This is a genomic window from Bacteroidota bacterium (assembly GCA_013696965.1).
In the GTDB taxonomy this organism is placed as follows: Bacteria; Bacteroidota; Bacteroidia; order JACCXN01; family JACCXN01; genus JACCXN01.
Window position 1 is genome coordinate 35689 of sequence record JACCXN010000004.1, and the last position, 12825, is coordinate 48513.

At 33.1% G+C, this 12825-nt stretch carries 9 protein-coding genes; 5 read left to right on the forward strand and 4 right to left on the reverse strand.

What is annotated here, in order from left to right; all coding sequences use genetic code 11:
- Window positions 1–124 precede the first annotated feature (124 nt).
- Together H0V01_00440 and H0V01_00445 are read right to left on the reverse strand one after the other, a co-directional pair.
- Window positions 125–1636, reverse strand: coding sequence for an MCP four helix bundle domain-containing protein (locus H0V01_00440; GenBank protein ID MBA2581831.1), 1512 nt, complete (start codon window positions 1634–1636; stop codon window positions 125–127).
- Window positions 1637–2285: 649 nt separating this feature from the next.
- The gene (locus tag H0V01_00445; GenBank protein MBA2581832.1) at window positions 2286–2819 is read right to left on the reverse strand and encodes a transposase; all 534 of its coding nucleotides are present in this window, start codon (window positions 2817–2819) and stop codon (window positions 2286–2288) included.
- Window positions 2820–3285: 466 nt separating this feature from the next.
- Between H0V01_00445 and H0V01_00450 the strand changes: the two genes are divergently transcribed.
- Window positions 3286–4140 (forward strand): T9SS type A sorting domain-containing protein, encoded by an 855-nt coding sequence (locus tag H0V01_00450; GenBank protein MBA2581833.1) that lies wholly within the window; start codon window positions 3286–3288, stop codon window positions 4138–4140.
- Between the two features lie 527 nt (window positions 4141–4667).
- Here H0V01_00450 and H0V01_00455 read toward each other — a convergent pair.
- Complete coding sequence (locus H0V01_00455) at window positions 4668–5537, reverse strand: OmpA family protein (GenBank protein ID MBA2581834.1); 870 nt, start codon at window positions 5535–5537, stop codon at window positions 4668–4670.
- Window positions 5538–6066: 529 nt separating this feature from the next.
- Window positions 6067–6969: a mechanosensitive ion channel gene (locus H0V01_00460; protein ID MBA2581835.1), complete on the reverse strand. Its 903-nt coding sequence runs from the start codon at window positions 6967–6969 to the stop codon at window positions 6067–6069.
- A 393-nt stretch (window positions 6970–7362) separates the two neighbouring features.
- On the opposite strand from H0V01_00460, the gene hemA reads away from it, so the two are divergent.
- The 4 genes from hemA to H0V01_00480 all read left to right on the forward strand — a co-directional run bounded on the left by hemA (window position 7363) and on the right by H0V01_00480 (window position 12820).
- Window positions 7363–8634 carry a glutamyl-tRNA reductase gene (gene hemA, locus H0V01_00465; protein MBA2581836.1) on the forward strand — a complete coding sequence of 424 codons (1272 nt, stop codon included), beginning with the start codon at window positions 7363–7365 and terminating at the stop codon, window positions 8632–8634.
- A 16-nt stretch (window positions 8635–8650) separates the two neighbouring features.
- Window positions 8651–10219, forward strand: a complete 1569-nt coding sequence (gene hemC, locus H0V01_00470) for a hydroxymethylbilane synthase (GenBank protein ID MBA2581837.1) — start codon at window positions 8651–8653, stop codon at window positions 10217–10219.
- 13 nt (window positions 10220–10232) lie between these two features.
- Window positions 10233–11201 carry a porphobilinogen synthase gene (gene hemB, locus H0V01_00475; protein ID MBA2581838.1) on the forward strand — a complete coding sequence of 323 codons (969 nt, stop codon included), beginning with the start codon at window positions 10233–10235 and terminating at the stop codon, window positions 11199–11201.
- 164 nt (window positions 11202–11365) lie between these two features.
- Window positions 11366–12820: a glycosyltransferase family 39 protein gene (locus H0V01_00480; GenBank protein ID MBA2581839.1), complete on the forward strand. Its 1455-nt coding sequence runs from the start codon at window positions 11366–11368 to the stop codon at window positions 12818–12820.
- Window positions 12821–12825: the final 5 nt, after the last annotated feature.

Below are 12825 nucleotides of genomic sequence, written 5' to 3' on the forward strand. Positions count from 1 at the left end.
ATCGGCTCTAGTCAAGTATGACTCTTTATCCAGGACTTAAACAGAAACCCGCGCCTGGCATTAAACCTCAGCATTGTGTATAAAAGTAAAATTTAAAACCCAATAAAAATTTAAGGTTCTCGGATTATAGATCACCCCTAGGAATTGTAAAAATAAATAGACTTCCTTTCCCAAGTTCGCTTTCAACAGTTATTGTTCCATTGTGTTTTTCAATAAATTCCTTAACCAATTCCAGTCCCATCCCAGTCTTTTTTGATTTTTCACCGCTCATTGGTAATTTTTCCTTAAACAGGCTTTCTTTTACTTCTTCTGACATTCCTATTCCAGTATCCTTAATCCTTATTTCAACCATTTCACCCATTTCCTTAGCATCAATAGTTACAATACCTGATGCAGGAGTAAATTTAATGGAATTGGTTACTAAATTTTGAATGATAGAACGGAACATAATTTTATCTGCATTTATAAAAAGAGCAGAAGACACCTTGTTTTCTAATTTAACATCGTTTTGGTCTGCCAAGTCTTCCAGTAATTGAAGAGATTCATTTATTGCTTCCCATAAATTAAGTTTTAAAGGATTAAAAATTTTGCTTACTCTTTTATTTTTTGCCCATTCAACAAGTTCATTCAATTGAGTCATAACCTTTACAGAAGCCTTGTTAATAATTCTGGCAAATTGGCTAAGTTCTTCTTTATCTGTTTTTTCATTTTTATTGATATCAATCAAAGCCTCTGAAGAAGCTAAAATTGTAGAAATAGGATTGCGAAGATCATGAGAAATAACTGAAATAAATTTATCCTTGGCAAGGCTAAGTTTTTTAAGTTCCGAATTGTATAAGGAAATTTCCCTGTTTGCATCTTCAAGTTCTGTTGTTCGATCTGCTATTTTATTTTCCAAGTCCTGGTTTAATTTTTCCAGTTCATCTTGTGCTTTTACTTTTTCCAATCTTTCTATTTTTAAAGCCAAATAATCCCTGGTTAGGCCTTTATAGATTTTCAGAATAAAATAGCTGTTTATTAAAAGAATTAAAATAACAGCAGCAATGGCAATATTGCCCATTAGCCTTGTTCTATTAACTTTTTCAACTGCTTCTGTAATTTCATATTCTGCATCATTTACAACCAGCGTTGTTAGTTTCTGAATAGCAGAAAAATATTCTTCGAAAAAAAACCTTGTTTCCGATTCCTCATTTTTAAATTGTTCCGAATTCTGTAAAGGAGTTGGGCTTGCAATAATTTCTTCAATCTTTTTAATGTATGATTTTCTCACCCTTAAAACATAATTCAGGTATTGTTGGGTTTCGCCTTCCTTAATAAGGCTTATAAGCTGTTCAAACAATAGATTGTTTTGTTCTGTTTTCTCGTTTAATTTTTTTAATCGAAATTGTTTTTCTTCTGAAAGATCAGAGTATAAAAATTGAAGAATATCACTTTGGTTTACACCTGTATTTAGGGAAATTTCTCCTATTAATGCAAGTTTTCTAATTACTGAACCTTTAATGTTCCTTATGCTTTCATCGTAACTTTTTATTGTTTGGTAATTAAAGAATCCAAATCCTAATATAATTATGGCAAATGCCACGAACAATATTATTACCTGCTTTTTAATTGAAAAATGTGCAAGATTTAATTTCATTTTTTTTACCACTTTAGAATCCGGAAAATTTTATTAGTCGTATATGAAAAGCAAAATTTCTGCATTTAATATAAATGTTTTTCTGATTTTTAATCACAGCAAAACGCAGCCAAAAATTTGTATCCGAAAACACTTTGAAACTAAACCGATTGAAGATATAGGAGAAAATGCAAAAAGCAAATTGCGCATTTTTTTACTCAAAAAAGGGTGTTTTGCGAATTTATTAATTTGATATTCCCATTAGGCCTTAGGCTGAAGGGCAGGTTTGAGTGAAGGGCTTAGTGTACTTACTGTGATTTGGCTATAATATAATTAGGTGTGGATTAAAGCTCCTCACTCTTTGATTTTTTTGCGCCCTTTGCGAGAAACTTTGCGCTCTTTGCTTGAAAATGATATTTCTCTTTTTAAAATTCACGCAAAGGCGCAAAGAGGTTTACGCAAAGGACGCTAAGGGTTTTTGGGGGTTTTTTAATTGCAGTTCTTTGTTTTTTGTGCCCTTTGATAAAAACTTTGCGCTCTCTGCGTGAAAATGGTATTTCCCCGTACGCTAAGCTGAAGGGCAAGTTCAAGGGAAGGGGCTTAGTGTGTACCTATCAGGTAACTTGCAGTTACCCTTGCAGCGAACAATAATTTCAGAAAAAGTGCTTTTTTAAATCCTTTCATTTAATTTTATTTGACTTTGTTCATTTGCGCTGCTCAATCTCCATTCATATGGATAATTTACAAATCCAGCATTAACAGGATTGAAATGAATATAATCCACTTTTTGTTGGATCATTTTATTGCTGTATAAATAAAAGGGATGGTTATCATGTTTCCAGAACTGCATGGTTTGTTTCTGTGGACTCATTTTTCCATAATACTTGAATTGATTCAACAGGAATTCCTTTCGACTTTCCTGAGGATTTTCTTTAATCGCATTTATTAGCTGCTTTGCAGTATAGGCCTTCAAATCCCTAAGAATGTCTGACAATTCTTTATTCTCTGAATAGCTTATAAAATGAACATGACTTGGCATTATGCAATAACAATAAATTTTCAGATTCTTGTTTAACTGACAATATGAAATAATGTCGGTTAAAATATCCTGGTATTCTCTTCTGGTAAATACATCCAGCCATCCTACAACACTAAAACTTACAAAGTATAATCCTTTACTGTCTGTTTTATATTTCTCTGACATAATTTTTTTTAAAATAGATCAAAAAGATATGCGAAATTTTTGAATTATCTAAAAATACAGTATGTTTATTAAAAAATTGATTTTTTTGATCCTGCTAGTGTAACTATAAGTTACCCGATAGGTACACACTAAGCCCTTCCCAATAGCTTACCCTTTTAGCTTAGCGTACGTGGAATTGTGATATATTTCTCCAAAGGACTATTATTCTTCTTATTATCAAATGCATTAAAGTCCTTAGCTTTTGTATTTCCTAAATGATTTAAATGGTCTATCTCTATTTTTGACTATCTAAGAGTGGCAAAATCAGGTAATTTTACCTCTTGTGAGGATAAAGAATAGATATATGTTTGTTCCCTAATAATTTAGGTTTGTTAAAAAGACTTTTTACGGTGTTGATTGTTATTCTCAATTTTAGTTGACCTTATTAATTAAAATTACAATGTAAACCTCTTTAAAAAAAATTAAAATGAAAAGATCGCTCTTAATAATAATGCTTTTTTTTAATGCATCCTATTTACTTTCTCAGGAATTATATTTTGAATTAATAATAGAAGATGCAACTGGAACCCGAGATACTTTAATATTAGGTTATGATTTAAATGCAACGGATAGTATTGATAATTCATTTGGTGAAATTAATATAAAACCTATTCCTTTTGGCAATTTATTTGAAGCACGTATTACCGATTATGATTATTCAGACATTAGTCAGCTGATTTATGATCCAACTACATTTCATTTAAAAAAACAAATAAAAAAGAAAGATTGTAATAGTAATGGTTTCCCGTTTGTATCTGCTATAGTATTGAGTAATCCTGTTTATCCAATCACGGTGAATTGGAATAAAGTTCTATTTAATGATTTTTGCTTAGAGAAAAGCTTTATTACCGATTGGCATCCTGGTGGATGGTTTGATGCTTTTCATGGAGGCGAACAAGGGCCTTTTACTTTAAGAGAAACTGAAAATACTATGTTTATTAATACAACACATTCTTATATAACAGTTTCAAATGACACAGTTGATGTTTTATTTATTTGTCTTGCCTCTATAAACAATTTTACTACAAACATTTATACAATTGCTAATTCAACAAATATAAAAATTACCCCTAATCCTACTCTTGATTATTTAAAAATTAATTTAATTGATCAAGAAATTGAAAATGTAAAAATTTATAATTTTAAAGGCCAAGAACAAGTAGTAAAAATGGACAATAATGTAGTTAATATTAGTGATTTCCCAACTGGAGTTTATTTTTTGCAATTAATATTTACGAATGGCGAAACTGAATTTAATAAAATAATCAAAAGTACACCTTAAAAAATCATTTTTCAAACCACTATAATTTTTATTTATTATGAGAATATCCTGTTTATGTTTTTTAATTTTATTCCTAAATAATTCGATTTATGCTCAAATAGTAAATACTTGTTATTTCACGGAGCCAATAGACTCTTTGGTTTTACCATTAGCAACAAGTTGCAACCGAAACTCAAACACCTTCCTATCCAAATATAATCTACCTACAACCTAAATTCCTAATGCTAATTCATTATGTAAAACAATAAAATTCCCCGTACGGCTAAGCTGAAGGGCAGGTTTGAGGGAAGGGCTTAGTGTGTGCCTATCGGGTAACTTGAAGTTACACTTGCACGGACCATAAAAATCAGTTTTCAGAAAAAGTATTTTAATATATTCTTTAATTTTATTTGACTTTGATCCTTTGCGCTGCTCAATCTCCAGGATAATTTACAAAACCAGGCTCAATAGGATTGAAATGAATATAATCTACTTTTTGCTCTTATGTAAATAAAAAGGATGGTTATCAAGCTTCCAAATTATTTTGTTCAACCTTTATTAAGTAGTTTCATTATCTCATCCAATTTAGGAGAAAGAATAATTTCAGTTCTACGGTTGCTTGCTCTACTCTCTGTTGTTGCATTGTTAGCCTTTGGTGCAAATTCACCTTTGCCTGAGGCAGTAAGACGTGTTGGAGTAATTTTATAATCATCAGTCAATACACGAACTATTGCAGTTGCTCGTGCAACACTAAGATCCCAGTTATCGCGATAAACATCAGTTTTAATTGGAACATTATCTGTATGCCCTTCAATTAATATAGCAATATCTGAATTCTTTTCAAGCACGTCAGCTAAAACCTTTAATGCTTCTTTGCCTTTGGTTTCCACAGCAGCACTTCCTGACTTAAACAATAATTTATCTGACATGGAAACATAAACTTTTCCGTTTTTTATCTCAATTGAAAGCTCTTCAGAATTAAATCCTAACAAGGCATTCCTCAAATTATCATTCAAGTGTTTTGTAATTGAATCCTGGCGGGAAATTATTCTTTGCAAATCAACCAATGATTTTTCTCTTTCTAAAAGAAGTTTTTCTTTTCCTATTAACTCATCTGATTTTTGTTTCATAGCAGAATTAAATTGATCTGCTTGAGATAGTTTATCACTGTTCAGATTACTGTTCAGTTTTTTAACTTCCGAAATTTTATTGTTTAATTCCGAAACATCCTCTTTAAGACCTGATATTTCGGCATCTCTGGTTTTTACTGTTGAGCAAAGATCATCACGTTCATCCACTACAGTTTGAACTCTTGCCGAGTATTTTTTGTCCAACTTGGGTTGTCCGCACTGGTATATAGGCTTGCATGAGTAAAAAGCCAAAGCAGTGACTGTGCTTAAAAGAATTATTTTTTTCATAAACTAAATTTTTGTTTAATAAATTCCCAGAAAGCCGGGTTTGTTATAACTTTTCAATACACAAAAGTGCACAGCTTTCTCAAACTCTGTGTTACACATTATTTATAAGTAATTACATAATTCACAGATTGAATTTTGCAACAGGGGTATGGCAGATTTTTAATTAATTTCTATAAGATTAAGCTATAGGGGCTGGTTTGAGGGACATGGCAACTTAAAGTTACTCGATAAGTACACGCGAAACCCAGTCCAATAGCTAACCCTTCAGCTCAATGCCAATGAGGGTTTAATCCATTTGAAAAAATATTGATGCTTATTGAGGATTGCTGCAAGTAACTTGAAGTTACACTTGCAGCGAACCATAAAAATCAGTTTTCAATAAAAGTAGTTTTTAAATTCTTTCATTTTATTTGACTTTGTTCATTTGCGCTGCTCAATCTCCATTGCAAAGAGATTTACGCAAAGGACACGAAGAGATTTGGGAATTAGGCAGAAAGAGTTATAATCCTTTTGATACAGATTAAAAGTACTAATCCTTTTTGTCCTGCAAAGGCTGCTCTTCTGGTTTATCAAAACCTGATATAAGATGCAAATCACGCTGTGGATAAGGAATTCTAATCTTATGTTCCTTAAATTTTTCAAAAATAGAATAATACAACTGGCTCTTTAAAACATTTGGATTATCGCTGTAGCTAGAGGTCCAAACTCTGAGGATGAAATTTAATGAGCTTTCACCAAAAGAATCAAATAGCACATCGGGTTTGGGAACCTTCTGAACACCCGGGTTTTCATCTACCACATCAAGGAGTATTTTTTTAATTCTTTCAGGATCTTCGGTATATGCAACCCCCACCGGAAAATTAAACCTAACATTCCTGTCGTTAAGTGTCCAGTTAATTACTTTTGCATTTATGAATTCGGAATTAGGTACTACAATTGCAATATTATCATTTGAAATAACTGTTGTTGCCCTTGCGGCTATTTTAATAATAATTCCTGTTACTTCTCCAACATCAACTCTGTCACCAACTTTTACAGGTCTTTCGAACAGAATTATAATTCCACTGATAAAATTATTTGTAATTCCCTGCAAGCCGAAACCAATACCAACACCAAGGGCACCTGCAATTAAACCCAATGTGCTTAAATTAAAGCCCGTTGATTCCACAATTACCATCAGCCCAATAACTACAATGGTGTATTTTACTATAGTAGCAATGGATTGCCTAACTCCAAGTATAATGTTGTATTTTACTAAAATACGCCTTGTTAACAATACACGTAGTTTCTCTGAAATATAAAAAAGCAGAAAAAGACTCAGGATAAGGTAAAAGATGGTTCCAAGGGTAAATGGAGTATCTCCTAATTGAAAAAGTTTATATCCCAGAGCCGGCCTTAATATTTCCTCTAAGTCCTTAAACCATTGTTTCATTAAAAAAATTTCTTACAATTTAAGCAATTTCTGCTGTTTGTCAATGATAAAAAAACAATGTGCCTGAGTAAGGAATCATAATTATTGTTCAAACTTATTTAGGATAAATGCTTGATACCAATCAATTAATACCTCTTTCACCGTTTTGATTATTTTGATTTCACCCTTTTAAACCCGGCTTATAAATACTTTTTCTGTTTCTGCGTTTAAATGCAGTTGATCTCTCTTCCTCTTTAATAACCTGATTGAAAAATCAAAAAAAACAGTATTTATGTGTGTTTTCGGAGCTTGTGAGCCAAATAAACATGACAATTATCATACGGCCTATGACAATTCTATGACAATAATAAGAGTTGGAATTCCGAGTTTTGCATCATATTAAGGATTTGAGCATTGAATAAGTTTAAAATTATAGCATTTACCCATAAAGTTGCAGAACTTAATGAAATTGGAAGATTTCATCTGGGCTCCGACCAACTGGAAGATTCTTTGGTTTCACTTAAGAAAATCATGGAAATCGATGAGCTCATGTATCTTTCAACCTGCAACAGGGTGGAGTTTTTAATTGTTACTTCAAAAGAAATCAACAAAACTTTTTTAACTTCCTTTTTCAGCAAATTTAATGCTTCTTTTACAAGCAATGAAATCAATAATGCTGTTGAAAAAGCTTTGGTTTTTGAAGGGGAAGATGCATTAAACCATCTTTTTAGTGTAGCGAGTTCTGTGGATTCACTTGTTGTAGGTGAACGAGAAATTATTACTCAGGTTAGAGCTTCTTATGAGACTTGTTCTAAACTTAGACTTTGTGGAGATGTAATTCGAATTGTAATTAAAAAAACAATTGAAACAGCAAAGCAGGTTTACACCCAAACTCAAATAGCAGGAAAGCCCGTTTCAGTGGTTTCACTTGCATATAGAAGACTAAAGGAACTTAAAGTGCAGCCAGATGCTCGTTTTTTGATACTTGGAGCGGGAAAAACAAACACTTTAATGGCCCAGTATTTAAAGAAACATAAATTTGGAAATTTCACCGTTTTTAACCGTACGCTTGCAAATGCAGAAAAATTAGCTGCCGAACTAAAAGGCAAAGCACTTCCATTGACAGAATTATCAAATTTCACTGCTGGTTTTGATGTAATTATTTCTTGTACAGGATCAACTGATCCGATAATAACCAAAGAAATTTATGCTTTATTAATAGGAACTGATTCCACTAAAAAAGTAGTTGTTGATTTGGCTTTGCCCAATGATATAGATCCGGGGGTTATCGAAAATTATCCGGTAAACTATATAGAAATTGAAACACTAAAGGCTATAGCTTTAGAAAATCTTAAGGAACGCCAGAAAGAGCTGAAGGCTTGTGAGCTTATCATTTTAAATGCAATTGAAGAATTCAGGCTGGTTTTTAAAACCCGGATGGTGGAAAATGTCATGAAAGATATTCCTTTAAAGGTAAAGGAAATAAGAGAAATGGCCATGTCCACAGTTTTTGCAAAAGAATTAAGCGGGCTTGATGGGCAATCCAAGGAAGTACTGGATAAAATACTTTCCTACATGGAAAAAAAATACATTAGTGTACCTATGAAAATGGCAAAAGATATTTTCATGGATTCCCAAGCCAGTCAAGAAAAATCCATTAAACAAACTAATTCCAATCCTTTATAAAAAGGAGCTTTCACATTTGAAAAGAAAATTAATAATAGGTTCTAGAGGCAGCGGACTTGCATTGTGGCAAGCCAACTATGTACAAGCCATGCTAAAGGATATCGGAGTAAAATCTGAAATAAAAATAATAAAAACCCAGGGAGACAAAATCCAGCATTTGAGTTTTGATAAACTCGAGGGTAAAGGATTCTTTACAAAAGAAATTGAGGATGCACTTATTTCAGGTGAAACTGATCTTGCAGTTCATTCACATAAAGACCTTCCAACCACTTCGCCCATAGGCCTTATTGTTGCTGCTGTTTCCATTCGTGGCAATCCTTCGGAACTCATTATTATCAACAAAAATGCGGTTGATTATTCCCTTAAATATTCTATAAAAAAAGGAGCTGTTATTGGTACTTCTTCTGCAAGAAGAAAATGTCAATTGCTGGCCCATCGTGATGATTTACAAATAAAAGACATAAGGGGAAATGTTCCAACCCGGATTGATAAATTAAGATCGGGGGAATTTGATGCAATTCTTATTGCTGCAGCAGGTGTTGAAAGACTTGAGCTGGATCTTAATGAATTTACTGTGGAAAGGCCTTCTCCAAGGGAATTTATTCCTGCCCCTGCCCAAGGGGTATTGGCAATACAGGTAAGGGAGCAAGACAAGGAATTAATCGAAAAGTTAAGTGAAATAAATGTTCCATTTGTACAGGAATGCATTGCAGTTGAAAGAAAAATACTCAACCTCTTTGATGGTGGTTGCCAATTACCACTTGGATCATATTGCTTTAAGGAAGATGGTATTTACAAAGTTTTTTCTGCAAAAGCCGATAACTGGAGCACTCCGCCAAAAAGAATTTATGCCCAAGCTTCCTCAACAGAAGGTCTTGCAGAATTAATAGTTGAAAAGATCAGAAATTTTAAACCCTGTCAGGTTTTTATTACCAGGGATCTTGATGAAGATAATTATTTGCTAAAATCCCTTACTTCAAATCGCTACCAGGTTACAGGAATTTCACTTATTGATGTTAAACCCATTCGCTTTTCATCTATCCCTGATACGGATTGGATCTTTTTTTCCAGCAGCCATGCGGTTAAAGAATTTTTTAATCAAAATCCTCTTGTAAAGCCGGGGATTAAATATGCCGTAATAGGAAAAGGCACGGAAACAACCTTGAATACAAAAGGAATAAAAGCTGATTTTGTTGGCTTATCTTCTGATACAAGCCTTGTAGGAAAAGAATTTGCAAAAATTGCAAATGAAAAAACCGTTTTATTTCCACAAGCTAAAGATTCATTAAGAAGTGTTCAGAAACAATTGTCTTTCCAGACAAAGATTTACGATCTTTTTGTTTATAAATCTACTCCGAAAAATAATATCTCTATTCCCCAATCAGATGTTGTGGTATTTACCAGTCCATCAAACGTTGAGGCATATTTTAAATTCTCTGATTTAAGCAATGTTCAACGTGTAATCTGCATTGGTAGTGCTACTGCTGAAAAGCTTAAGACACATGGATTTAATGAGTCTGTTATTCCAGAATATCCAGATGAAGCCGGGTTATTACAAGCAATTTTTGGATTAAGTTTCGAATAAAAATAAAAGCATGATTGTTCAACGTCCACGCAGAAATCGCAAATCCCAGGTAATCCGTGACATGGTTCAGGAAACAGAATTATCTGTAAAGGATTTTATCTATCCTGTTTTTTTAACCCAGGGAAATAACAAATCCATTGAAATAAAATCAATGCCGGGAATTTCTAGGCTTTCTTTGGATTATTTGCTTAAAGAGTTGGAAATATGCATGAATAATGGAGTTAAATCCTTTGCGGTATTTCCTCAAATTGAAGAATCTCTGAAAGATAAATACGCAAAAGAAAGTTACCGCGAGGGAAGCCTGTATTTAAAAGCAATAGCTGAAATTAAAAAACAGTTTCCTGAAGCATGTTTGGTTTCGGATGTTGCAATGGATCCATACAGTTCCGATGGGCATGATGGAATTGTAGAAAATGGTGAAATAATTAATGATCTTACTTTGGAGGTTTTAGGCAAAATGGCCATTGCACAAGCTCGTGCAGGAGCTGATATTGTTGCTCCTTCCGATATGATGGACGGGCGTGTTGGATACCTGCGCAAGGCTTTAGACAGAGAAGGTTTCTTTAATGTATCTATAATGTCATATTCTGCCAAATATGCAAGCGCTTTTTACGGGCCTTTTCGTGATGCACTTGAATCTGCCCCTAAAGCAGGGGATAAAAAAACCTACCAAATGAACCCGGCAAATCAGCGAGAAGCTTTGATTGAAGCAGAACTTGATTTTGCTGAAGGCGCAGATATACTTATGGTTAAACCAGCACTTGCTTACCTTGATGTAATTAAATTGCTGAAAGATAATTTTGATTTGCCTATTGCAGCTTACAATGTTAGCGGTGAATATGCCATGATAAAAGCCGCAAGCCTAAATGGCTGGATTGATGGAGAAAAAGCAATGCTGGAAAGCCTTATATCTATAAAAAGGGCTGGTGCAAAAATTATTTTATCCTATTTTGCAAAGGAATATGCTTTATTGGGTCGATAGTTAAATTATTCTTAGAATTTTAAAGAATAAAAGTTCTTTCCGCCAATAAATCCTGTATTCGTGCAACACAACAAGATCGTTTTTATTTTTCGTGCAAAATTTATCAAATTCTTCGCCTGTATGATTTATAACATAAAATAAAAAAACTGTAATTATTAAAAACAATGCAGAAACAATTAAATATCGTTTTCGTCCTGTTAACTGCCACCGTGTTCCTGTTTTTACTGGTCCCTAATATTTATCAGGAAGGACTGTTTATGGATGGTTTGATATACAGTACCACCGGCTTGAACTTAGCCAACGGAATTGGGACTTTCTGGAATCTCACATTTACCAAAACGGTAATCAGTAATTTTGATGGGCATCCTCCACTTGCTATGTATTTTCAAAACATCTTTTTTAAACTCCTTGGAGAAAGCCATTCTGTAGAAAAAATTTATTCCTCTTTCACTGCGGTTATTACAGTATTATTACTAATTGTTACTTGGAATTTTTTTCAAAAGGAAAAACAAACAAACTCATTGTATTGGATTCCCATTTTGTTATGGATTACTATTCCCGTTTGTTTTTGGTCTTATCAAAACAATGTTTTGGAAAACACTATGGGCATTTTTACCCTGGCCGCTTGTTTATGTTCTCTTTATGCAATATATAAAACAGGTTATTTGAAGTATGCTCTATTATTCTTTGCCTCAGTTTTTATTGTTTTAGGATTTTTAAGCAAAGGATTCCCTGCATTTTTTCCTCTTGCTGTTTTTGGCCTTCATTTTATCGTTTATAAAAAAGAATCTATTGTTCAGGGAATTACCAGTACCGTTTTCACCCTCTTTACCTGTGCATTTATTCTCAGCTTGATTTTTTGGGATGAAACGGCAAGAAAATTTATTTTCCATTATCTGGATATTCAGGTAATGGAAAGCCTTAAAGGAAATCAGGTTGTTGATCCCAGGTCCTTTATTTTAATTCGACTGTTACGCGAATTGATGGCCCCCTTTCTTTTATTGGTAATACTATTCTTATTTGCGTTTTTTAAACACAAAGCAAAAACCCTTTTCTCAGTATATTCCAAAGAGCAGATGAAAGATTCTTGGTTCCTTTTTTTAATCGGGTTATCCGCATCATTGCCCATAATGATTTCACCAAAACAAATGGGTTATTATCTGCTTCCTGCACTACCGTTTTTTGTATTGGCAATATCAAATCTAATTGCCCCATTAATGGTAAAGGTATGTGCTAAAAAAACAAGCATTCGCTTTTTCTATTCAAGCTATTTAGTCTTTTTTGCAGCATTAATTTCTATTTTTATTTATGCTCAAATTAATTCTGTAAATCCAACAAGGGATAAAGATCTGATAAATGATGTGAAAACAATTGGAAACTATTTAGAAAAGGATATTACAATTGGAATAAAAGAGTCATTGCTTGTAAAATGGTCTCTTATTGCCTATTTACAGCGGTATTATTTTATCAATGTTGAAACTTTTGATAAGCACAAATATGTTGTTACCGAAAAAATTTCACCTTTGGAAAACCCAAACTATGTATTGGTATTGGAGGCAAAAGGCTTTCTGTTGTATGTTAATCAAGGAATTGAAAACAAACAAGGTTCATTCAACTAATCTCG